Raw genomic sequence first — 22,840 nt, 5'->3', positions numbered from 1 at the left:
ATGGGCTATTTGCCGAACCCGGCGGTCATGCCGCTGACGAGCTGACGGCGGCCGAGGACGTAGAGCACGAGCACCGGAACGGTCGACAGCACGACGGCCGCGAGCACCGCGGGGATGTTGACGGTGAACTGCCCCTGGAACGACCACAGCGCCAGCGGGAGCACCCGCTGCTCCGGGCTCTGGGTGAGGATCAACGGGAACAGGAACCCGTTCCAGACCGTGAGGCCGTCGTAGATCGCGACGGTGACGACTGCGGGTTTGGTCACGGGCAGCACCAGGCTCCACAACGTGCGCCAGTCCCCCGCGCCGTCGACCCGCATCGCGTCGAAGAGCTCCTTCGGCACGTCCCGCAGGAAGTTGGCCAGGATGACCACCGTCAAAGGAATCGCGAACGCGACGGACGGCAGGATCAGCGCGAGCAGGGTGTCGTACAGCCGCAGCCTGGTGATCATGTAGTAGATCGGGATGATCACCGCCTGCAACGGGATGGCGAGCCCGAGCAGGAACAGCCTGTAGGTGACCGCGGCGGCGCGGTCGGTGCGGCGGACGACGACGTACGCGGCCATCAGCGACACCGCGACGGTGATCACGACGGTCACCAGGGTGACGACGACGCTGTTGGCGAAGTAGGTGGCGAAGTCGTTGGCGAGGACCAGCCGGTAGTTGTCCAGCGTGGGGTCGGCGGGCGGCGCGAGCGGGTTGCCGTCGAAGAACCCGGCCTGGCTGCGCAGGCTCGTGACGACCACGTAGTAGACCGGCACGAGGATCACGAGCAGCCAGAGGAAACCGCCGAGGCCACCGGCGAGGTTCGGGCGCGGACGAGCGGTCATCCCATTCCCTCCTGCTGGCTGCCGCGGTCGAACCGGGCGAGGCGCGACAGGCCCAGCGACAGCGCGACACCGACCACCACGAGCAGGACGGCGATCGTGGCGGCCCGGCCCATGTCGTTGTTGGAGAACCCGGTCAGGTACATGTCCAGCGGCAGCAACCGGGTCGCGTTGCCTGGCCCTCCCCCGGTCAGGACGAACACGATGTCGAAGTAGGTCAACGACCCCACGAGCATCAGCGTCGAGGACGTGATGATCGTGTAACGCAGCTGCGGCAACGTGATGCTGACGAACTGGCGCACCGGACCGGCACCGTCGATGGCCGCCGCCTCGTAGAGCACCGCCGGGATCTGCCGGGCACCCGCCTGGTAGAGCAGCGTGTGGAACGGGATGAACTGCCACGCGATGACGAACACGACGACGAACAGGACGAGGTCGGGGTTGCCCAGCCAGTCCTGGGAGAGCGCCGCGAGGTGCAGTGCCTGGCTCATCCCGAAGTTCGGGTCGAGCAACGCCTTGAACGCGATGGCGATCGCCGCGGACGACAGCAGCAGCGGCAGGAAGTACAGCACCCCGAGCAGCTCGCGGTAGCGGCCCCGGCGCGCGGTGAACAGGCCGAGCAGCAACGCGACCGGCGTCTGCACCACCCACGACAGCACCATGACCTTGGCGCTGAGCCAGATCGCCTCGTGCGTGACGGGGTCGCCGAGCACCGCGGGCCAGTTCGCCAGTCCCGCCCACGACGGTGTGCCGAGCCCGTCCCAGTGCGTCAGGCTGAGCACGGCGACACCGGCGAGCGGGGCCAGGGCGAACACGGCGAAGAACACCAGCGCGGGCATCGCCATGAGCAGTGTCGGCCCGCGCCTCTCGCGCACGGTGCTCATGGCTTGATCGTCTTGTTCATCGTGTCGGTGAACTGCTGTGGGGTGATCTGCTTCAGGAACACCTGGCTCAGCGCCGTCAGCAGCGCGTCGGCCTGGCCGGGGTCGAGCGCCTGGTCCCACGAGAGCTGGAAGCTCGGTGCGTCACCGGCGAGCCGGTAGACGTCCGACAGGTAGGCGCCGTCGGGTGACGCGCTGATCTTGCTCTCCAGCCCCTTGACCGGCGGCACGGCACCACCGGCGAGCAGCGCGTCGACGTACTGCGGGCTCATCACGCCGTCCTTGAGGTAGGACAACGCGGCCTGCTTCTGCGCGTCCGACGCGGTCGCTGCGATCGACCAGAAGTTGGCGGGGTTGCCGACGATGTTCGCCGGATCGCCCTTGCCGCCCGCGACGGTGGGGAACGTGGTGTGGCCGAGCTTGCCTCCGGAGACGAACCCGGCGTCGGCGGTCTTGATCGTCGGGTAGGCCCAGCTGCCCATCAGGTACATCGCGGCCTTGCCGGTGTAGAGCAGCGCGAGGTCGGCGTTGCTGTCGGTGGCGATCGACGCGAACCCGTTGACGAACCCGCCGGCGTCGACGAGCTGCTGGATCATCGTGTTGGCCTGCAGCACCGCGGGGTTCGACCACGAGTCCGGCTTGTTCGCGGCGATGTCGGCGAACACCTGCGGGCCGCCGATGCGGTCGACGAGGTACTCCAGCCACATCAGCATCGGCCACTTGCTCTGCCCGCCGAGGCTGAACGGGGCGATGCCCGCGCTCTTGAACTTCGCCACGAGCGACAGGAGGTCGTCCCACGTCTTCGGCGGCTCCGCGCCGACGCGGGTGAAGAGCTCCTTGTTGTAGTAGAGGACGACCGGCTGCATGGCGTTGTTCGGCAGCGCGTAGGTCTTGTCTCCCACCATGCCGGTCTTCACCACCGACGGCAGGAACCGGCCGGCCAGCTGCGGATCGGCGGCCACCTCGTCGCTGAGGTCGAGCACCTTGCCGGCGTCCACCCAGGACTTGAGCGTGCCGCCACCCCAGCCGAACAGCAGGGTCGGCCCCTGGTTCGCGCCCAGTGCGGTGCGGACCTTCTGCTTGTACGCGTCGTTGGCGAAGAACGTCGGCGTGATGGCGGCGCCGGGATGCGCCTTGTTCCACGCGTCGAACGAGGACCGGAAGGTCTGCTCGTCCCCGCCGGTGAGCGACCAGGCCGTCGCCGCACCACCGGATGCGCTCGGTCCGCTGGTGCCGCACGCGGCGAGGGTGACGGCGACGGCCGCCATGGCTGCGAGTTGCTTTCGGAACATCATTGTTGCCGTCCTGTCGAAAAGTTTTCGAAACATAGGTGCAACTAGTTCGAGTAAAGTAGGCACCATAGTTTTCGAGCGTCAACAGCTGAGGCTTCGCAAAGTTTTCGGCAGGGTTTCACCAGGTGAAGGGGGAGATCGGTGACCGAGGAAGCCACCCGGCGACGCGTCACGCTCGGCGCGGTCGCACGCTCGGCCGGCGTGTCGATCGCAACGGTGTCGAAAGTGATCAACGGACGCAGCGACGTGGCACCGGCCACGCGCGCCCGGATCCAGGCCGCGTTGCTCGACCACGACTACGTCGCGCGCGGACTCGGCGGCGTACCCCAGGGCGGCCGCAGCCTCGAACTCGTCTTCGACGCCCTGGAGACGCCGAACAACCTGGAGATCATCCGCGGGGTCACCGAGGCGGTCGCCGACGCGGGTATCGCGGTCGTCGTCGGCGTCCTGCCCGACGACCCTCTTGGCGCGGAGTGGGCGCGCCGGATCGCCGGCGCCCAACGGGAAGGCGTCATCCTCGTCACCTCCACCCTGTCGCAGCAGCAACGCAACCACTTCACCGAGACCGGCGTGCCGCTCGTGCTCATCGACCCGGTGAACATCCCGGACAACTCGTTGCCCAGCATCGGCGCGACGAACTTCAGCGGCGGCATGGACGCCGCCAAACACCTCACCGAGCTCGGCCACCGCCGCATCGGCATGGTCGAAGGACGAGCCGACGCGCTGTGCGGGGTCGCCCGGCTGCACGGCTACCACGCCGCACTGGCCGCGGCGGGCATCCCGGCGGACCCGGACCTCATCCGTCCCGGCGACTTCACGTTCCAGAGCGGCTATCAGGCGGGCCTGGACCTGCTCGCCCTGGCCGACCCGCCGACCGCGGTCTTCGCCGCCAACGACCCGGAAGCGCTGGGCGTGATGGCCGCCGCCCGAGTCCGCGGCCTGCGGATCCCGGAGGACCTCAGCGTCGTCGGCTTCGACGACATGTCCCCCAGCCGCTGGGCGTCCCCACCGCTCACCACCGTGCGGCAGCCTTTCGCCGAAATGGGCCGTGCCGCCGCCGACGCCCTGCTCCAGCTCGCGGCGGGCGACACCCTCAACAGCACCCGCGTCGAACTCGCCACCACGCTCGTCGTCCGCGAGTCGACCGCGCCACCGCGCACCGCCTGATCAGGAATCCGTTCGGAGCAATCACCTTTCCAGGCATTGTGGAATGAATACCCGGAACAACCGGTGGACCGTAACACGGTCTTCAGCGCGACGATGAAAGGAATATCAGACGACGGGACGTGACCGATGCGTATTCCATCATTCGATGTTCGCCACCCCGCAACCGTTCTGACCGCCACCGCATTGCTCGTGGCGGTCACCTCAGGACCGGCCCATGCCGGCCCGCCTCCCGCGGTCCGGTGCGGCGACACCGTCACCTCCGACCTCAGCCTTTCCGCCGACCTGCACTGCAACGGCCCCGGCCTCGCCGTCAAGGCCGGTGACGTCGTCCTGGACCTCAACGGCCACAGCATCACCGGGTCCGGCACCGGCACCGGCATCTCCGTGATCGAGCAGCCCAGAATCCACGTGCGGAACGGCAGGATCTCGAATTTCGACCGCGGGGTGCTCTTCGTGGGGTCGATTGACAGCGAACTGGTCGATCTGAGCCTCACGGACAACACCGGCCACAACGTCCAAACCGCGGAAAAAAGCACCAACTTCAAGATCACCGACTGCAAGGTCCGCCGCGGTGGCGTGGAAATCGACACGACCTCGGGGCTGACCGTGACCAACTCCGAGTTCAGTCAGGCCGGAATTCAGTTCAACCTCACCAGCCGATCACCGCACATCTCCGGCTCCACGTTCGTCGACAGCCCGATCGGCTACTGGACGAACACGAACAACGGTTCCCTGACGGGGAACACCTTGATCAGGTCCGGGGTGAGCCTGCGCGAGGCGGACAACCTGACGGTGTCCGGCAACACCTTCAAGCAGGGCCACGTCCGAGTGCTGAACGGCTCGAGCAACACCACGATCACCGGCAACCGCTTCAGCGACGGCGACCGCGCGGTGTTCGTCCAGCAGGCGCTGTCGTCCGCCAACCTCCGCATCGTCCGGAACAGGTTCACCGGCAACCAGGTCGGGGTGGACGCGTCCGACGTGTTCGTCGGCGTGGAGAACGGGATCACGATCTCCGGCAACACGTTCACCGACAACGCGGTCGCCGGGATCCTCCTCGACTCCCCCACCGCGCACAGCCCCTACTGGGTGCGGATCGAGCGGAACGTCCTGAAGGCGAACGGCAGGAGGTCCGGTGGGCGCGTCGACAGCGCGGGCCGTCCGATCAACGACGGGATCCACGTGAACGTCCCGGCGAACAGCCCGGTGGAGATCACCGGGAACATCACCAGGGGGAACGCGGACTACGGCATCGAGGCGGTCCCCGGCTCGGTGACGGACGGCGGCGGGAACGTCTCCCACGGCGATCCCTCCGGCTGCCTGGGCGTTGTGTGCACCTGACAACTGTCCTTAATGGACCGGAGCGGAACCGCGCGACGCAGTGATGACGTGCGCGACGCACCTCGGGTTGCGCCCGGGAGGCGGATCTCACCAGTTCACTACTTCACTAGTGAAAGGTGTTACCTTGGCCCGCAGCCGATCACGGAGAGGAGACGGTCGTGACCATGCACGGACCGCCCGGCCAGACGCTGCCGGTCATCGCCGAGCGCGTGAGCAAGAGGTACCGCGGGGGATGGGCGCTGCGGGAGACGTCGCTGGTGATCCCGCCCAACCGGGTCGTGGCGCTCGTCGGCCCGAACGGTGCGGGCAAGAGCACGCTGATGGGGCTGACCACCGGCCTGCTGCGGCCGACGACCGGCGCGATCACCGTCTTCGGCGACCGCCCCACCGGCAAGGGACTGCATCCCGCGGTGTCCTACCTGGCGCAGCAGAAGCCGCTGTACCAGCAGTTCACCGTGACGGAGACGCTGACGTACGGGGCGCGCACCAACCCGACCTGGGACCAGGGCTACGCCGAGTACCTGGTCGCGCAGGCGGGCGTGCCGATGAACGCGAAGATCGGCACCCTGTCCGGTGGGCAGCGCACCCGCGTCTCGCTCGCGCTGGCGCTGGGCAAGCGCCCGAAGCTGCTGCTGCTCGACGAGCCGCTGGCCGATCTGGACCCGCTGGCCCGTGAGACCGTGCTGCGGGCGCTGATCACGGAGGCGCGGACGCAGGGCATCACCGTGGTGCTGTCCTCGCACGTGCTGGCGGAACTGGAAGGCGTGTGCGACCACCTCGTCCTGCTCCACAACGGACGGGTCGTGCTGGCCGGGGACGTCGGCGGGCTCAGCCCGAACGGCGTTCCGCTCGGGCAACTGGCTCTCCAGCACATGCGTGCGGCGGCGGCACAGGAGGAAGCGGCATGATCTGGGCCTCGTGGCGGCAGCAGCGCCTGCAGCTGATCACCCTGCTCGGCCTGCTGGTCGTCGGCGCCGCAGCCATCGCGCTGCTGCGGTCGAACATGGTCGGCGCGCTCGCCTCGGCGCAGCTCACCAACTGCGTGACACTGCCCCTCGAGCAGTGCGCGGCACCGGCGGGGACGGTGAAGAGCTTCGCGGAGACGTGGGCCAACCCGCTGGACGTGGGACGGATGCTGATCATCTGCGCTCCCGCGCTGATCGGTGTCTTCGTCGGCGCTCCCCTCTTCGCCCGCGAGCTGGAACAGGGCACCCACGTGCTGGCCTTCACCCAGTCGGTGAGCCGTACCCGGTGGATGGCGAGCAAGCTGCTGATCGCGCTGGTGCCGGCACTCGTCGTGCTGACCGTGCTCCAGTGGCTGGTCTCGTGGTGGCTGTCCGCGGCCGGCACGCTGGGTCCGCTGATGAACGGTCCGTTCACGGCCGTGAACTTCGGCATCGCGCACGTCTCCCCGGCCGGCTACGCGCTGTTCGCCTTCGCTCTGGGCACCTTCCTCGGCGTGGTGACCCGCCGCACCCTGGTGGCGATGACCGCGGGGCTCGGCGCCTTCGTCGTCATGCGCTTCGCCCTGGCCGGCGTGGTGGACCGCCTGGTTCCCGCCCAGCGCCAGGAACTGCCGCACGACGCGGACCTGACGGTGCTGTCCCGGACAGACCGCCTGGTGCTCGACGAGGGCTGGCTCGACGCGGCGGGGCAGCCGGTCCCCGACGACCGGGCCTCGGCCCTGCTCCAGGCCTGCAAGTCGGCACCGGGCGGGGTGCCGAACACGCAGGAGGGGTTCCTCGCGTGCCTGCCGCAGTCCGGTCTGGTCAAGAAGTACTCGCTCTTCATCCCGGAAAGCCAGGCGTGGCAGGTGCACCTGGTCGACGCGACGATCTTCACCGCACTCGCGCTCGTGCTGCTGGCGGGCACCGCCTGGGCGCTGCGGCGGCAGAGCTGACCGGGATGCGGGTCCCCGGCTGCGGCAGCACCTATGCTGACCGGTGTGATCGAGTTCCGGATCGACCGGCGTTCCGGGGTCTCCACCTACATGCAGATCGTCCAGCAGGTCAAACAAGCCATGCGGCTGGGACTGCTGAACCCCGGTGACCGGCTGCCCGCGGCACGGGAGGTGGTGGAGGCGACCACCGTCAACCCCAACACCGTGCTCAAGGCGTACCGCGAACTGGAACGCGAGGGACTGGCGGAGGGCCGCCGGGGTCTGGGCACCTTCGTGACCAAGTCGCTGTCCTCCGAAGCGACCACCGGTGACGACGCACCGCTGCGACAGGAGCTGTCCGGCTGGATGAGGCACGCACGGGCGGACGGCCTCGACGTCGAGGACGTCGACGCCCTGTACACCGCGGTCCGCGACGAGATCTACCCCGCCGAGGAACGATGACGACTCCCCTGAGCGCCACCGCCGTGGGCAAGCGATACCGCACCCGCTGGGCGATCCGCGACTGCAGCTTCACCGTCCCCGAGGGCAAGGTCGTCGCGCTGGTCGGTCCGAACGGCGCGGGCAAGAGCACCCTGCTGCGCATGGCCGCGGGCCTCGTCCGCCCGACGACCGGTGAGCTGACGATCTTCGGCACGCCGTCGCGGAACCGCATCCACCCGGACGTCTCGTTCCTGGCGCAGAACCGTCCGCTCTACCGCGATCTCACGGTGAGCGAACTGATGCGCGTCTGCGCGGCCATGAACGACCGTTGGTCCACCGACCGGGTCCGCGAGGTGCTCGGACTGCTGGGCGGTGTGGACCTCGACGCGAAGGTCCGCACGCTGTCCGGGGGCGCGGTGACCCAGGTGGCCATCGCGATGGCGCTGGGACGGCTCCCCCGGCTGCTGCTCCTGGACGAACCGCTGTCCGATCTGGACCCGCTGGCCCGCGACGAGACGCTGCGGATCATCATGACCGAGGTCGCCGAACGCGGCACCACCGTGGTGATGTCCTCGCACGTGCTCAGCGACCTGCGCGAGGTGTGCGACCACCTCCTGCTCGTCGACGAGGGCAGGGTCCAGCTCGACGGTGACATCGAGGAAGTCCTGGCACGGCACCGGATCCTCGTCGGCCCGGTCGCCGAGGAGTCCACTGTGGAGGGGACGCTCGTCAGCGCCACCCGCACTCAGCGCCAGTCCTCACTGCTGATGCGGGACGCCGGGCCGGTGCCGCAGGGCTGGGCGGGCACCGAACCCGACCTGGACTCCCTGGTCATGGGCTACCTGCGCGCCTCACGCGAACGGTCTCCGACCACTCCTCGTCGTCGATGAAGGGCTCCTTCATCCACCTCAGGTCGATGAAGGAGCCCTTCATCGCCGGCGCGCCGGCGCCGTGAGAGCCCGCACATCAAGATCAAGACAGCGAGTGACGATCTGCGGGACCTCAGGCCAGGTGCACCAGCACCACGCCGTCGTTGCCGGGAGCCACCTCCACCCGCCGGTACAGCTTCTTCACGTGCGGCTGCTTCAGCATGGCGAGCACGCGGCTCCTGAGCTTGCCGGACCCCTTGCCCGTGATGATCTCGACGAGCGGCACCTTCTCCCCGGCCGCCCGGAACAGCGCGTTGCGCACCGCGGTGGCGATGTCCCGATCGCTGCGGAAGACCGGGTGCAGGTCGACGGTGATCTTCGCGGCCATCGTCAGGACCCCGTCGGCGCGTCACCGGCGCCTGCTCGCGGCCGCGGGAAGGTGGTGAGCCCCTCCTCCACCAACCGGGCGGCGCGGTGGACCTCCCCGGCCACGGCGCCGATCGCGGCGGACAGCGGCCGGCCGGGGCGCAGGTGGGTGCGCAGCGCGCGGAACTGCAGGCGCCACAGGCCGAGCAGAGCGGCCGCGGCGATCTGGGGTTCGGGGTCGTCGGGCCGCAGTCCGGTCCGGGCGGCGAGCACTTCGGCGGCGATGTCGACGAACCGGTCGGCGGTCTCGCTGCGGTACGCCCGCAGCGAGGGAGTGCTTCGGATGAGGTCGCCGAACCGCTGGTACCGCGCCAGCGCGCGGTCGGTGTCGGTGTCGGCGGCCAGACTCGCGACGACGCCGTGCCGTTCCTGGTCGAGGACGGTCAGCATCGCCGCGACCGGGGGCAGCGCCGGGTCCGACAGGTGCGTGCGCAACGCGTCGGCGGTGGCTTCCAGCCGGTCGAGGAGCAGCGCCTCCTTGCTGGGGAAGTAGTTGAAGACGGTCTTCTCGGACACCCCGCACGCCTCACCGACGTCCGCCACCCGTACGGCGTCGAAGCCGTGCTCGACGAACAGCCGCGCGGCGGTGTCGGACAGTTGCCGGCGCATCGCGCGCTTCTTGCGCTCGCGCAAGCCCTCCGTCGTCCTCACCCGGCCATCCTAGTTCAGCCGCACGAAAAGTTCTGCTACTGTAATTTTACAGCCGCTGAAGCTACCGGAGAGGCTCTCATGTCCGAGATCCACATCGTTCGCGACTACCCGCACTCACCCCTGAAGGTCTGGCGGGCGATGACCGACCCCGACCTGATTCCCCGCTGGACCTCGACCGGGAGAGGTGCTCGCGCCGTCGGGTTCCAGCCCGTCGTCGGCAACCGGTTCCAGTTCGTCGCCAAGCCGATGCCCGGCTGGCGCGGGATCGTCGACTGCGAGGTGCTGGAGGTGCGCGAGCGGGAACTGCTGCGCTACACCTGGGTCGGCGCGCCGGGCGAGACACCCAGCCAGGTCCTCTACCGGCTGGAACCCACACCCGAGGGCACCCGCTTCACCTACCACCACACCGGTTTCACCGGAATCGGCGGGTTCGCCATGGCGAAGATGCTCGGCTCGATCCGGGCCAGGATGCTCACCGTCGGCGTGCCCGCCCTGCTCGCCGAGCTCGACGAGACCGGCACGCTGCGACCGGCACGACCCCGATGAACGTCCCCGCGCAGGTGTTCGCGCTCGTCGCGGCACTCACGCACCTGTGGATCTTCACGATGGAAAGCGTCCGCTTCCGCCGTCCCGAGGTGCACGCCATGTTCGAGGTGCGCGCGGAGGACCTCGACGCGGTGCGCCCCTGGGCGTTCCACCAGGGCTGCTACAACGCCCTGCTGGCGCTGCAGGTGCTCGCCGGGCTCGTCGCGGCACACCTGGGAGCCGAAGGCCGGGCTCTCGTCCTGGCCGCTTGCGCGTCCATGCTCGCGGCGGGTGTGGCACTGATCGCCTTCGACCCCCGCCGCGCGAGGGTGAAGGGTCTGATCGGCCAGGGCGCACCGGCCCTGGCGGCCCTCGTCGCCCTCGTGATCTGAGCCGTTCGCTTGGCGCACAACGGCAAAAGCACAACCAAGGCTTCCCATTTCGGACAGGTCGGGTTGCCCGCCACCGGGTGGTGGGTGAAGCTGCACGCGATCAACGGCCTGGGAGGTACGGCATGGTCTCGCGAACGGTTGTGCTGGGGATGGCGGTGCCCGTGCTGCTCGCCGGCGCGCTCACCGCCACCGCCGAAGCGCACGGCAATCGGATCGACCACATCGTGGTGATCTACGAGGAGAACCACAGCTTCGACAACCTGTTCGGCGGCTGGGAGCGGGTCGACGGCCTGCGCGGCGCCCACCCGCGGCCGCAGGTCGCGCCGGACGGCACGGTGCTGCCCTGCCTGCCGCAGAACGACGTCAACCTCACCTCGCCCCCACTGCCCGCGAGCTGCACCAGCGGCACGACCAGCTCGGCGTTCACCAACAAGCCGTTCCAGATCGACGACTACATCAAGCCCGCGGACACGACGTGCCCGAAGCCGGGCCAGTTCCTGCCGAACGGAGTGCCGAAGGGCCAGGGCCTGCCCGGCGGCTGCACACGGGACCTGGTGCACCGCTACTACCAGGAGCAGTACCAGATCGACGGCGGCAAGATGGACCGCTACGTGGCGGCCAGCGACGCGGTCGGCCTGACCATGGGCACCTACGACACGCGCGGCCTGCCGATCTACGAGTACCTGCACGGCAAGCACGCCCCGAACTACGCCATCGCCGACCACTTCTTCCAGGGCGCGTTCGGCGGCTCGTTCCTCAACCACCAGTGGTTGATCACGCCCAACACGCCGACGTGGCCGGGTGCCGTGCGCGACGGTTCGGCGAACGACCTGCACTCGGTCGTGGGACCGGACGGCAACCCCGGTTCCTCGCCGCTGCACCCCGCCGCACCGGGCACCGCGGACCGCGCGCTCACCCAGGCGGCGAACCCGGACGGCACGTGCGCCGTCCCGGCCGGGGTGGCGGCACCGCCCAAGGGCACGACGTGCGGTGACTACGCGGTCAACACGATCCAGCCGCCGTACCAGCCGTACGCGCCGGGCACCGCCGTGGCGAAGCGACTGCCACCGCAGACGACGCCGACCATCGGTGACCGGCTGTCCGCGGCGAACGTCGACTGGGCCTGGTACTCCGGTGGCTGGGACAACGCGAACGGCAACGTCGGCGGCCCCGGCTGGACGAACGGCACGACGCCGGGCACCTGCACGAGCCCGCGCACCGCGGCCGGCGCGGTGTACCCGAACTGTCCTGATGCGACGTTCCAGTACCACCACCAGCCGTTCAACTACTACGCGAACTACGCCCCCGGCACCGCCGCACGCGCGGCACACCTGCGCGACGAGGTCGAGTTCATCTCCGCGGCGAAGTCCGGCCACCTCAAGCCGGTCAGCCTGGTCAAGCCCGTCGGCGAGGAGAACGAGCACCCCGGCTACGCGAGCGAGGACACCGGCAGCCGCCACCTCGTCGACCTGCTCAAGGCCGTTGAGGAAGGTCCGGACGCCGCCCACACCATGGTCGTCGTCACCTACGACGAGTTCGGCGGCCAGTGGGACCACGTCCCGCCACCGTCCCGCCGCGGCGTGAGCGACCAGTGGGGTCCCGGCACCCGCATCCCCGCGCTGGTGGTCTCCCCCCTGCTGCCGCGCCGGTTCTCCGTCGACCACACGCCGCACGACACCACGTCGATCATGGCGACGATCGAGCACCAGTTCCACCTCAAGCCGCTCGGCACGCGCGATGCCGCGGTCTGCGACCTGTTCACCACGTTCCGGCGGTGGTAGGCGGAGCCTCCTAGTCCACATCGGACAGTGCAGGACCGAGCGGGTCACCGCACCCCCGGCGGTGACCCGCTCGACCGCATCAGGCGGCTTCCAGCGTGACCTTCGCGTCCGCGCCGTTGTGCCAGCCGCTGATGTACTTGGGGCTGGGCTTGGTGGCGTCACACCACTGCCACTTGTACTTCCAGCTGCCGATCGTGACCCGGCCGACGGCGCACTTGCCGTCACCCTCCCTGTTGTCCCACAGCCACATCGCGGTGCTGCTCTGCTTGACGCCGTTGTAGGTGCGCTGGCACTCGGTGTACCGCATGCTCACGATGCGGTTCGGCTTGTTCGGGACGTAGATGTCCTTCGTCGTGCACGCCTGCGCGGTCACGTCGTCGGAGGACGTAGCCGCTGACGCGGGTGCTCCCCCGAGCAGACCTGCCGCGAACACGAGGGACGCGACCGACATCCCCCACCTGAAAACCGTTCGGCCGTTCATAACGTCTCCTGTCACTGGCCTGAACTCCTGCGACACCGACAGTGGCAGCGCCTCCTTGCCAAACCCCTTGCCAAAGCCATGACGTTTGCGGGTGTACGCGACTACCATCGCGTGCGTCGGCGACGAGGGGGAGCTTGTGTCCGACACGACGACGTTCCGGTTGCTCGGGCGAGTGGAGGCGGAAAGAGGGGGTCGCGCGATCCCGCTCGGCCGCAAGCGCGAGCGGTGCCTGCTGGCGTTGTTGCTGCTGGAGCCGCACACAGTGGTCAGCACGCAACGGTTGCTGGACCTGCTGTGGGACGACGCGGCAGGTGAGAGCGCCAAGACGCAGCTGCACAGTCACGTGTCACGGCTGCGCAAAGCGTTGGCAGACGATGAAAGCGTGCGTTTGGTCGCGCGCGACGGCGGCTATTCGGCGGAAGTCGACCCGCAGTCCGTGGATGCACACCGGTTCCGCACGATGGTCGCCGACGCGCGGATGCTGCGTGATCCGGCCGAGCGGTCGGCGTTGCTGCGCGAAGCGTTGGCGTGGTGGCGCGGACCGGTGCTGGCGGACGTCGCGTCGGACCGGCTGCGCGACCGGGTCGCCGCCGAGCTGACCGAGCTGCGGCTCGTCGCGACCGAGCTGGCGGTCGAGGCCGACCTCGACCTGGCACGGCACGAGGAGGTGATCGGCGAGCTCCTGGCGTTCATCGTCGAGCACCCGTTGCGGGAACGCCCGGTCGGTCAGCTCATGCTCGCGCTGTGCCGCAGCGGCCGGCAGGCCGATGCGCTGCAGCACTACCAGCGGCTGCGCGAACGACTCGCGGACGAGCTGGGCAGCGATCCGAGTCCGCCGTTGCAGAGGCTGCACGAGAAGGTCCTGCGCGGTGAGGTCTTGTCGCCGACCGGGCCACGACCTGGCCGCAACGACCTCCCGCGCGACGTCACCGACTTCACCGGACGCGCGGACGAGCTGCGACTGCTGCAGACCCTCGACACCGAGGCCACCGCGGTGGTGATCGATGCCATCGACGGGATGGCCGGTGTCGGGAAGACGGCGCTCGCGGTGCACTTCGCGCATCGGCTCGTCGACCGGTATCCGGACGCACAGCTGTTCATCGACCTGCACGGGCACAGCGACGACCGCGACGCCACTCCAGCCGGCACGGCGTTGGAGGCACTGCTGCGGGCGCTGGGCCTTCCCGCCAAGGACATTCCGGACGACGTGGACGAGAGATCGGCGCTGTGGCGGGCGGAACTGGCGGCACGGCGCGTGCTCGTGGTGCTGGACAACGCCCTGGACAGCGCGCAGGTCCAGCCTCTGCTGCCCGGCGCCGCCGGCTGCCTGGCGCTCGTGACCAGCAGGCGCAGGCTGGTCGACCTGCCGACCACGCGGACGGTGTCGCTGGACGTGTTGCCTCTGAGCGACGCCGTCGCACTGTTCACCTCCATCGTGGGCGAGGAACGCGCCGCCGCCGAGACCGGCGCGGTGGATGAGGTGGTGCGCGGCTGCGGCTGCCTGCCGCTGGCCGTGCGCCTCGCCGCGGCACGGTTGCGCAGCCGTCCACAGTGGACCATCAAGCACTTCGCCCACCGGCTGGCCGAGTTCTCGACCCCGGACCTGGGCGTGGCGGCCGCGTTCGACCTCTCCTACCGCCACCTGACCGGCGAGCAGCAACGGATGTTCCGCGTGCTGGGCCTGCACCCCGGCGACGACTTCGACGTGCCCGCCGCGGCCGCTCTCTCGGGCGTCGCGCCCGGTTCCGCCGAACACCTGTTGGAAGACCTCGTCGACGTGCACCTCCTCCAGTCCTCGTCGGCCGGCCGCTACCGGTTCCACGACCTGCTGCGCCAGCACGCGAGAACCCTTGCAGGGGACGCCGAACGCCACGAGGCGCTCACGCGGCTCGTCGACCACTACCTGCGCGCCGCCGACGTCGCTGACGTGATGATCGCCCCGCCCGGCCGGTTCCAGGCCGGCGCGGCCACACCGGCAGCCCCGCCACTCGGCCTCGCCGACGCCGACGAGGCCGTGGCGTGGTTCGACGCCGAACGCGTCGCCCTGCTCGCCGCGGCCCGCATCAGCGCGGCCGAGGGCAGGACGGGACCGTGCTGGCAGCTCGCCGCGAAACTGCACCGCTACCTGCACCGGCAGGGGTGGACCGAGGACCTGCGCCAGATCAGCGAGGTGGCGCTCGCGAGGACCGTCCAGGACGGCGACCGCCGCGGCGAGGCGGTCACGCGCACGAACCTCGGCCTCGCCCTGTACCGGGCGGGCGAGTTCGCCGCGGCACGCGAGCACCTGCTGCTGGCGCTGCCCCTGTTCCGCGCGCTCGGTGACCTCCGCGGCGAAAGCCAGGCGACCGCCGCGCTCGGCAACGCCTGCAAGAAGCTGGGCAGGTTCGACGAGGCGCTGGTCTGCTTCGAACGCGACCTCGCGATCTGCCAACAACAACACAACCGCCACGGCGAAGCGATCGCGTCGGGCAACCTCGGCGCGTTCTGCCTCGACTCCGGCAGGTACACCGAAGCCAGGAGCCACTTCATCCGCACCCTGGAGGTCATGCGCGAAACGGGCGACCAGCTCGGCGAGAGCACCACCCTCGGCAACCTCGGCCAGCTGCACCTCGAACTCGGCGACCTGCCCCAGGCGTTGCGGTGGCTCGGTCAGGCCCTCGCGCTGTGCCGCGAGATCACCGACCGGCACGGTGAAGCCCGCACCCTCACCAGCACGGGCGAGGTCCACGGCCGCCTGAACCAGATCGCTGAAGCACTCGACCACCATCACCGCGCGTGGGCGCTCATCGAGGAGATCGGAAGCCACAGCCTGGAAGCCCCTGCCCTCAACGGCACGGCCCGATCCCTGTGGCACTGCGGAAAGACCGGCGAAGCCCTCGTGCAGTTCGACCGCGCGCTCCGCCTGGCCCGTTCCGCCGAGAACAAGCTGGAGGAAGCCGCGGCACTCGACGGCATCGGCCAATGCCTGCAGCAGCAGGGAAACCGGATCGGAGCGACACGTTCCTGGCGGCTCGCGCACCAGATCCTCACCGGGCTGCACCATCCCCGCGCCGAGGCGGTCGGTGCGCGACTGGCGAGCGCCGTCGCATCGACAAGATCAAAGATATGATGTCCGCCCCGGCAAAGGCAGCGAGGGGCTGGCATGGCACTGACCGACGAGGCGATCACGAAGATCCGGGCCATGATCCGGTCCGGCGAGCTGCCTCCCGGTGCGCGCCTGCCACCCGAACCCCAGCTGGCCGCCCAGATCGGCCTGTCCCGCAGCGGCGTGCGCGAAGCGGTCAAGGTGCTGGAGGCGGCACGCGTGCTCGACGTGCGCCGCGGTGACGGCACGTACGTCACGAGTCTCGGGCCGAGCCTGCTGCTCGAAGGGCTCGGCCTCGCGGTGGAACTGCTGCGCGACGACACCCTGCTGGAGGTCATGGAGGTTCGCCGGCTGCTGGAACCGATGGCCACCGGTCTGGCGGCGATCCGCATGTCCGAGCAGGACCTCGACGCCCTGGGCAGGATCCTCGACGACATGAGGACCGCTCAGGACGACGCCGAACTGCTGATCCAGTACGACACCGCGTTCCACCGGACCGTCGTCGCCGCGACCGGGAACGAAACGCTCGCCTCCGTGCTGGAAGGGTTGTCCACCCGGACCGTCCGCGCACGGGTGTGGCGCGGTCTCATCGAGGGCAACGCCTCGCACATCACGCTCGCCGAGCACGAAGCGATCTATCAGGCACTGCGGTCGCGCGACCAGCTGCTCGCGCAGTCCACCGCCATGGTGCACGTCAACACGTCGGAAGCGTGGCTGCGCGCGATCCTCTCGAACACCTGAGCCCATACATCGGACGAATCGCGGCCATCATGACCCGGCGGTCGAACGGAGTCGATTGTCGAACGGCCAAGGTCAGCTCATCGATGCGGCCGTCGTGACAGCGACAAGTGTTGGAACCAAAGGGGATTCTCACCGGCTCAGACGGCGAGGCCGGCCGGGACACGGACGTTGACGGCTCAGGTTTCCTGGCCTTAACGTCAGATGTCTCGCGTGTTGCGGCCACCGCACCGATCGGGAGGAACCCTCATGTCGCCATCCCCCCACAACCGTCGCCAGTTCCTCACCGCGTTGGGAGCCGCCGGAGCGGCGACCGCCCTGTCCGGCACCTTCGGCGTGCCGCGAGCCGGCGCCGCGATTCCCGGACCGACCAGCTACACGCCGACCTGGGCTTCGGTGGACCAGCACCCGCCGGCGCCGGAGTGGTTCCAGGACGCGAAGTTCGGCATCTACTTCCACTGGGGCGTCTTCAGCGTTCCGGCCTACGACAACGAGTGGTACCCGCGCAACATGTACATCGACGGTTCCGCGGCGAACACCCACCACAAGAGCGTGTTCGGTGATCCGGGTTCCTGGCCGTACCACAACTTCATCGAAGGGGCGCGGGACAAGAGCGGCAACTACGTCCAGTTCGCGCCGAAGCTCAAGTCCGCCGGCGGCAACTTCGACCCCGTGGAGTGGGCGCAGCTGTTCGCCGACGCCGGTGCGAAGTTCGCGGGACCGGTCGCCGAGCACCACGACGGGTTCTCGATGTGGAACAGCAGCGTCAACGAGTGGAACTCCGTCGGGAAGGGACCGAGGCTCGATCTGGTGCGGCTGCACGCCGACGCGATCCGGGCCAAGGGCATGAAGCTGATGGTGGCGATGCACCACGCGTACAACTTCACCGGCTACTACGACCACGTGCCCGCGCAGCCGACCACCACGTTGAAGAAGCTCTACGGGCAGCTCGGCTCGGCCGCGCAGAACCAGCTCTGGTACGACAAGCTCAAGGAGATCGTCGACGGCTACCAGCCCGACATCCTCTGGCAGGACTTCAACCTGTCCGCTGTGGACGAGGCACAACGGCTGAACTTCCTGGCGTACTACTACAACAAGGCCGTGGCGTGGAACAAGGAAGTCGTCGCCACCTACAAGGACGGCTTCAACAACAGGGGCGAGGTCTTCGACTTCGAACGCGGCGGCCCCGGCGACCTCCAGAGCCCGTACTGGCTGACCGACGACAGCATCTCCAGCTCGAGCTGGTGCTACACGGTCGGAATCGGCTACTACTCGCTCAACGCCATGCTGCACTCGCTGATCGACCGGGTCAGCAAGAACGGCAACATGGTCCTCAACATCGCACCGATGGCGGACGGCACGATCCCGGCCGAGCAGCGCACGATCCTGCTGGGCATGGGCGACTACCTCAGGCGCTTCGGTGAGTCGATCTACGCCACCCGCGCCTGGTCCGCGTACGGGGAGGGCCCGACCAAGATGGGCGGCGGCTCCTTCACCACGCCCCACGCCGGGACCAACACCGACATCCGCTTCACCCGCAACAAGGCCAACACCGTCCTGTACGCGACGGTCCTCGGCTGGCCGGGCAGCACCCTGAACATCACCACGCTGACCTCCGCGCGGATCAACCTCGGCACGCTGACCTCGGTGCAGCTGCTCGGATCCAGCGCCGGCAGCTACCTCGACCTGCCCAACCGCAGCCAGGACAGCTCCGGCCTGCACATCTCGATGCCTTCCGCCAACGCGCCGTTCGCCGCGCCCGCGTACGTGGTGAAACTGACCTTCTCCGGCCAGATCCCGGTGCTGGGCGCGGCTCCGCTGCCCACCGGCTGGGCGAAGCTGAGCAACGTGACCAGCAACCTCGCCCTCGACGGCGGTGGCAACGTCGCGGCGGGGTCGATCGTCAAGCAGTGGACCTGGGACGGCAGCCCGAACCTGCAGTGGCAGCTGGTCGACCTCGGCTCCGGCTACCACCGCATCGTCAACCGCACCAACGGCCTGGTGGTCGACAGCAACGGCGCGACCGCCAACGGCGCCGGCGCGGTGCAGAACACCTGGAACGGCGGCGTCAACCAGCAGTGGCGCCTCAGCTCCGTCGGCAACGGCCGCTACCAGATCATCAACCGGGGCACCGGAACCGCGCTCGACGGCGCCGGCAACACGACCTCCGGCTCCGCGGTCGTCCTGTGGACTCCCAACGGCAGCACCAACAACCAGTGGACGATCACAGCGGTCTGACCATCAGCCCGCAGCGGCAAACGCCGTGGCCACCGCCGCACCTTCCCGGACGAAAACGGGGAGGTGCGCGAGCGGAGCCGCGGCGTCGACGGTGGTGCCGCCGTCGTGCACCGCGCCGGTTGCTGTTTGCTGCCAACGGGTTCCGGCCGGGAGGTACACGGGCCGGGTGCGTACCCCGGCCTCGGTGACCGGTGCGACCAGCACATCGGGCCCGAGCAGGAACTCGTCGTCCACCGTCCAGGCGTGCTCGTCGCCGGGGAAGTCGAAGAACAGCGGTCGCATCGGCGGCGCGCCGGTGCGGTGGGCGGCCTCGGACAGCTCGGCCAGGTAGGGGCGCAGCCGTTCCCGCAGCCGCAGGTGCGCGGTGAGGATCCCGCAGGCCTCCTCGCCGTAGGACCACACCTCGTTCGGTCCGCCGGTCATCGAGGTGCCGAAGGCCTGGTTCGGTTTCCGGTCGCCGTGCAGCCGCATGATCGGGCTGAAGGTGCCGTACTGGAACCACCGGACCAGGACCTCCCGGTAGGCCGGGTCGTCCGGATCGCCGCCGTGGAAGCCGCCGATGTCGGTGTGCCACCACGGAATTCCGCTCAGCCCGACGTTGAGACCGGCCCGGATCTGGGTCGCGAGCGAGGAGAACGTGGTGGGGATGTCGCCGGACCACAGCGCGGTGCCGTGGCGCTGGCTGCCCGCCCAGGCGCTGCGGATCAGCGTCAGCGGGCGGTCCTCGCCGGTGGACCGCAGGCCGTCCGCCACGCCTTGCGCGTGCAGCAACGGGTAGAGGTTGCCGACCTGCGCCCCGGGGCCGGCGGCGTAGACGGCGCGGGAGGCCAGGTGCGGTGGGACGTCCGGCTCGCAGGCGTCGAGCCAGAACAACCTGATGCCGTGCGCGTAGTAGTGCTCGCGCAACTGCTGCCACAGGAACTCGCGAGCCCGCGGATTGGTGGCGTCGTAGTAGGCCATCGGCTGATACGCGGGGCCCGGCTCGCGGGACGGCCAGTGCGACGTGAGGAGGCCGCCGTGGGCATCGCGGACCAACAGCCCGTCCGTGCGCATCGTGTCGTGGTTGTCGCTGCTCGGCTCCACGGTGGGCCACACCGAGACCGCGAGCTGGACGCCGAGCGCCGACAGTTCGTCCACCATCGCCACCGGATCTGGCCACTCGGCGGGTTCGAAACGCCAGTCGCCCATCCGCGGCCAGTGGAAGAAGTCGCAGACGATGACCGACAACGGGAGGTCGCGCCGGATGTACTCACGCGCGACCGTGAGGAGCTCGTCCTGGTCGCGGTAGCGCAGTTTCGACTGCCAGAACCCGCTCGCCCACTCCGGCAGCAGCGGCGGATGGCCGGTCGCGTCGGCATAGGCGGCCATGATGTCGGCCGGGGTGTCGCCGGCGGTGATCCAGTAGTCGAGCTGGTGGGTGGACTCGGCGACCCACCGGGTGGTGTCGGCGCCCAGTTCGACCCGCCCCAGCGCGGGGTTGTGCCACAGCAGGCCGTAGCCGCGGGAGGAGTGCAGGAACGGGATGGCCGCGACGGTGTTCGCCTGGATCAGGTCGACCACCACGCCCTTCTGGTCCAGGCGGCCGTTCGGGTTCTGGCCGAGGCCGAAGATCCGCTCGTCCTCGTACGCCGTGAAGTGCTGCTGGACCTGATAGCTGCCGTCGGTCCGCGGCGAGAAGACTCTCGGTCCACTGTGGCCGGTGTGCTTCTCCGCGAGCAGCTCGCGGCCGGTGGCCGAGCGCAGGAACCGGATCCGGCCGCCGGCGTCCACCTCCACGGTGAGCCTGCCGTTGACCAGCCGCGCCGATCCGTCGTCCGGCACCGCCAGCTCGGCATCGGGAGAAGGCGGCGCCACGGCGTCGAGCGCTCCGGGCAGTCCGGTCTCGATCGCGGTCACGGCCGCTCGGACGCGCACCGCGTGCGGCCCCCACGGCTCGATCCGCAGGACCTCCTGCGGTGTGCGCAGCTCTAGGCCACCGGCATCGCGAACTGAGGCAGACACGACCGTCCCCCAAAAAAGCCCGTTGAAGCGCTTCAATTTGCGGAACCTACCAAACGGGCACGCCCGCCGACAATGGACTTGCCCGAACCAATCGAGACAAGCCTGGTCAGCCATTTCCGCGTCGAATTCGTTCGATGAATACGCAGGTCTTCAGCTCACGACCCCCACTTGCCCTCTTGAACTTCCGAAAATGATCTGGCAGTTTGAAAAGCAGGATGTTAACGCTAACACTGCCTATTGCACGTATGCGACTTTGACTCTGAGGGGAATCACCGTGGATTCGATGGAGCAGGTCCGACCGAGACGGCGCAGGTGGGCGGCCGCGCTGAGCATCGTGCTCGCGGCCGCCGGCACGGTCGCGATCGACGCCAGTGCGGCGTCGGCGGCGACCGTGGACACGAACGCGTGGTACGTGCTGGTCAACCGCAACAGCGGCAAGGCGATGGACGTCGCTAGCGCCTCCACCGCCGACGGCGCGACCATCCAGCAGTGGTCGCGCCACGACGGCACCAACCAGCAGTGGCAGTTCATCGACGCCGGGGGCGGCTACTACCGGTTGAAGTCGAGGAACTCCGGCAAGGTCCTCGACGTGTCCGGCTGGTCGACCGCGGACGGCGGCAAAGTCCAGCAGTGGACCGATCTCAACGGCAGCAACCAGCAGTTCCGGCTCGCGGACTCCGACGGCGGCTACGTCAGGCTGATCAACCGCAACAGCGGCAAGGCCGTGGAGGTCACCGGCCGGTCGACCGCGGACGGGGCGGCGGTCGTGCAGTACGGCGACTCGAACGGCACCAACCAGCAGTGGCAACTGGCCCGCGTGAGCGACACGCCGGGCACCTGCTCGCTGCCGTCGACCTACCGCTGGTCCTCCACGGGCCCGCTGGCGACCCCGAAGTCGGACTGGGTCTCGCTCAAGGACTTCACCAGCGTCGTCTACAACGGCAAGCACGTCGTCTACGGGTCGACGGTCGACGCCTCAGGCCAGCACTACGGCTCGATGGGCTTCGCGCCGTTCACCAACTGGTCGGACATGGCCTCGGCCACGCAGACCGGGATGAACATCGGCACCGTCGCGCCCACGCTGTTCTACTTCGCCCCGAAGAACATCTGGGTGCTCACCTACCAGTGGGGTGCGACCACCTTCAGCTACCGGACCTCCAGCGACCCCACCAACCCCAACGGCTGGTCCGCGCCGCAGGAGCTGTTCTCCGGCAACATCCCCGGCAACAGCGCCATCGACCAGACCATCATCGGTGACGGCACGAACATGTACCTGTTCTTCGCCGGCGACAACGGCAGCATCTACCGCGCCAGCATGCCGATCGGGAACTTCCCCGGCAGCTTCGGCACGTCCTACACGACGATCATGACCGACACGAGGGAGAACCTGTTCGAGGCGGTCGAGGTCTACAAGGTCAAGGACCAGAACCAGTACCTCATGCTCGTCGAGGCGCTCGGCAGGAACGGCCGCTACTTCCGCTCCTTCACCGCGACCAGCCTCAGCGGCACCTGGACCCCGCAGGCCGTCACCGAGAGCAGCCCGTTCGCGGGCAAGGCCAACAGCGGGGCGACCTGGAGCAACGACATCAGTCACGGTGACCTCGTGCGCACCAACCCCGACCAGACCAAGACCATCGACCCGTGCAACCTCCAGCTCCTGTACCAGGGCCGGGACCCGAAGTCGGACGGGCTTCCGTACAACTCGCTGCCGTGGCGGCCGGCTGTGCTGACGCTGCAGCGCTGATCGTCTGACACGTTGCGGTCGTGGGGCAGCCCCCCCCACGCGGGGGGGGGGCCGCCCGAGCTCCGGCACCACCCCCGGCGG

Annotated in this window: 20 protein-coding genes; 13 read left to right on the top strand and 7 right to left on the bottom strand. The window is 69.1% G+C overall.

Features of this window, described 5'->3' with window-relative positions; translation table 11 throughout:
- Positions 1-5: 5 nt before the first annotated feature.
- Genes ABZV40_RS16195 through ABZV40_RS16185 form a run of 3 tightly spaced genes read right to left on the bottom strand, consistent with a single transcriptional unit; the run spans position 6 to position 2,976 of the window.
- Positions 6-830: a carbohydrate ABC transporter permease gene (locus ABZV40_RS16195; RefSeq protein WP_355441175.1), complete on the bottom strand. Its 825-nt coding sequence runs from the start codon at positions 828-830 to the stop codon at positions 6-8.
- Entirely contained in the window at positions 827-1,711 is an 885-nt protein-coding gene (locus ABZV40_RS16190; protein ID WP_355441172.1) for a sugar ABC transporter permease, read from the bottom strand. Before ABZV40_RS16190 ends, ABZV40_RS16195 begins: the two co-directional genes overlap by 4 nt.
- Entirely contained in the window at positions 1,708-2,976 is a 1,269-nt protein-coding gene (locus ABZV40_RS16185; RefSeq protein WP_355441170.1) for an extracellular solute-binding protein, read from the bottom strand. The genes ABZV40_RS16190 and ABZV40_RS16185 overlap by 4 nt, the downstream gene beginning before the upstream one ends.
- 165 nt (positions 2,977-3,141) lie before the next feature.
- Between ABZV40_RS16185 and ABZV40_RS16180 the strand changes: the two genes are divergently transcribed.
- The 6 genes from ABZV40_RS16180 (at position 3,142) to ABZV40_RS16155 (ending at position 8,718) form a co-directional block, all read left to right on the top strand.
- The gene (locus ABZV40_RS16180) at positions 3,142-4,167 is read left to right on the top strand and encodes a LacI family DNA-binding transcriptional regulator (RefSeq protein ID WP_355441167.1); all 1,026 of its coding nucleotides are present in this window, start codon (positions 3,142-3,144) and stop codon (positions 4,165-4,167) included.
- Positions 4,168-4,356: 189 nt separating this feature from the next.
- Positions 4,357-5,508, top strand: a complete 1,152-nt coding sequence (locus tag ABZV40_RS16175) for a right-handed parallel beta-helix repeat-containing protein (RefSeq protein WP_355441164.1) — start codon at positions 4,357-4,359, stop codon at positions 5,506-5,508.
- A 164-nt stretch (positions 5,509-5,672) separates the two neighbouring features.
- On the top strand, positions 5,673-6,416 hold the full coding sequence (locus tag ABZV40_RS16170; RefSeq protein WP_355441544.1) for an ABC transporter ATP-binding protein: 744 nt from the start codon (positions 5,673-5,675) through the stop codon (positions 6,414-6,416).
- Positions 6,413-7,408 (top strand): ABC transporter permease, encoded by a 996-nt coding sequence (locus ABZV40_RS16165; protein WP_355441161.1) that lies wholly within the window; start codon positions 6,413-6,415, stop codon positions 7,406-7,408. The genes ABZV40_RS16170 and ABZV40_RS16165 overlap by 4 nt, the downstream gene beginning before the upstream one ends.
- A 45-nt stretch (positions 7,409-7,453) precedes the next feature.
- Complete coding sequence (locus tag ABZV40_RS16160; protein WP_355441158.1) at positions 7,454-7,849, top strand: GntR family transcriptional regulator; 396 nt, start codon at positions 7,454-7,456, stop codon at positions 7,847-7,849.
- The gene (locus ABZV40_RS16155) at positions 7,846-8,718 is read left to right on the top strand and encodes an ABC transporter ATP-binding protein (RefSeq protein WP_355441155.1); all 873 of its coding nucleotides are present in this window, start codon (positions 7,846-7,848) and stop codon (positions 8,716-8,718) included. The genes ABZV40_RS16160 and ABZV40_RS16155 overlap by 4 nt, the downstream gene beginning before the upstream one ends.
- Positions 8,719-8,830: 112 nt before the next feature.
- Here the strand turns inward: ABZV40_RS16155 and ABZV40_RS16150 are convergent, their stop codons facing one another.
- On the bottom strand, positions 8,831-9,085 hold the full coding sequence (locus tag ABZV40_RS16150; RefSeq protein ID WP_355441152.1) for a Smr/MutS family protein: 255 nt from the start codon (positions 9,083-9,085) through the stop codon (positions 8,831-8,833).
- A 2-nt stretch (positions 9,086-9,087) separates the two neighbouring features.
- Complete coding sequence (locus ABZV40_RS16145; RefSeq protein ID WP_355441149.1) at positions 9,088-9,774, bottom strand: TetR family transcriptional regulator; 687 nt, start codon at positions 9,772-9,774, stop codon at positions 9,088-9,090.
- A gap of 78 nt (positions 9,775-9,852) precedes the next feature.
- Here ABZV40_RS16145 and ABZV40_RS16140 point away from each other — a divergent pair, with 78 nt between their 5' ends.
- The 3 genes from ABZV40_RS16140 (at position 9,853) to acpA (ending at position 12,472) form a co-directional block, all read left to right on the top strand.
- Positions 9,853-10,320 carry an SRPBCC domain-containing protein gene (locus ABZV40_RS16140; RefSeq protein WP_355441146.1) on the top strand — a complete coding sequence of 156 codons (468 nt, stop codon included), beginning with the start codon at positions 9,853-9,855 and terminating at the stop codon, positions 10,318-10,320.
- On the top strand, positions 10,317-10,691 hold the full coding sequence (locus ABZV40_RS16135) for a DUF1304 domain-containing protein (protein WP_355441143.1): 375 nt from the start codon (positions 10,317-10,319) through the stop codon (positions 10,689-10,691). The genes ABZV40_RS16140 and ABZV40_RS16135 overlap by 4 nt, the downstream gene beginning before the upstream one ends.
- 122 nt (positions 10,692-10,813) lie before the next feature.
- Positions 10,814-12,472 carry an acid phosphatase gene (gene acpA, locus ABZV40_RS16130; RefSeq protein ID WP_355441141.1) on the top strand — a complete coding sequence of 553 codons (1,659 nt, stop codon included), beginning with the start codon at positions 10,814-10,816 and terminating at the stop codon, positions 12,470-12,472.
- 79 nt (positions 12,473-12,551) lie between these two features.
- Here the strand turns inward: acpA and ABZV40_RS16125 are convergent, their stop codons facing one another.
- Positions 12,552-12,923 (bottom strand): hypothetical protein, encoded by a 372-nt coding sequence (locus tag ABZV40_RS16125; protein WP_355441139.1) that lies wholly within the window; start codon positions 12,921-12,923, stop codon positions 12,552-12,554.
- Between the two features lie 121 nt (positions 12,924-13,044).
- On the opposite strand from ABZV40_RS16125, the gene ABZV40_RS16120 reads away from it, so the two are divergent.
- The 3 genes from ABZV40_RS16120 to ABZV40_RS16110 all read left to right on the top strand — a co-directional run bounded on the left by ABZV40_RS16120 (position 13,045) and on the right by ABZV40_RS16110 (position 19,014).
- Complete coding sequence (locus ABZV40_RS16120; RefSeq protein WP_355441136.1) at positions 13,045-16,062, top strand: BTAD domain-containing putative transcriptional regulator; 3,018 nt, start codon at positions 13,045-13,047, stop codon at positions 16,060-16,062.
- A gap of 33 nt (positions 16,063-16,095) precedes the next feature.
- Positions 16,096-16,779 carry a FadR/GntR family transcriptional regulator gene (locus ABZV40_RS16115; protein WP_355441133.1) on the top strand — a complete coding sequence of 228 codons (684 nt, stop codon included), beginning with the start codon at positions 16,096-16,098 and terminating at the stop codon, positions 16,777-16,779.
- 246 nt (positions 16,780-17,025) lie between these two features.
- A complete protein-coding gene (locus ABZV40_RS16110) occupies positions 17,026-19,014 on the top strand; it encodes an alpha-L-fucosidase (protein ID WP_355441130.1) in 1,989 nt (662 codons plus the stop codon).
- 3 nt (positions 19,015-19,017) lie between these two features.
- On the opposite strand, the gene ABZV40_RS16105 is transcribed toward ABZV40_RS16110, so the two are convergent.
- On the bottom strand, positions 19,018-21,015 hold the full coding sequence (locus tag ABZV40_RS16105; RefSeq protein ID WP_355441127.1) for a TIM-barrel domain-containing protein: 1,998 nt from the start codon (positions 21,013-21,015) through the stop codon (positions 19,018-19,020).
- A gap of 283 nt (positions 21,016-21,298) precedes the next feature.
- On the opposite strand from ABZV40_RS16105, the gene ABZV40_RS16100 reads away from it, so the two are divergent.
- A complete protein-coding gene (locus ABZV40_RS16100) occupies positions 21,299-22,759 on the top strand; it encodes a non-reducing end alpha-L-arabinofuranosidase family hydrolase (protein ID WP_355441123.1) in 1,461 nt (486 codons plus the stop codon).
- Positions 22,760-22,840: the final 81 nt, after the last annotated feature.

The sequence above is a fragment of the Lentzea sp. NPDC004782 genome (assembly GCF_040609115.1).
In the GTDB taxonomy this organism is placed as follows: domain Bacteria; phylum Actinomycetota; class Actinomycetes; order Mycobacteriales; family Pseudonocardiaceae; genus Lentzea.
This window is presented reverse-complemented; position numbering and strand designations above follow the sequence as displayed.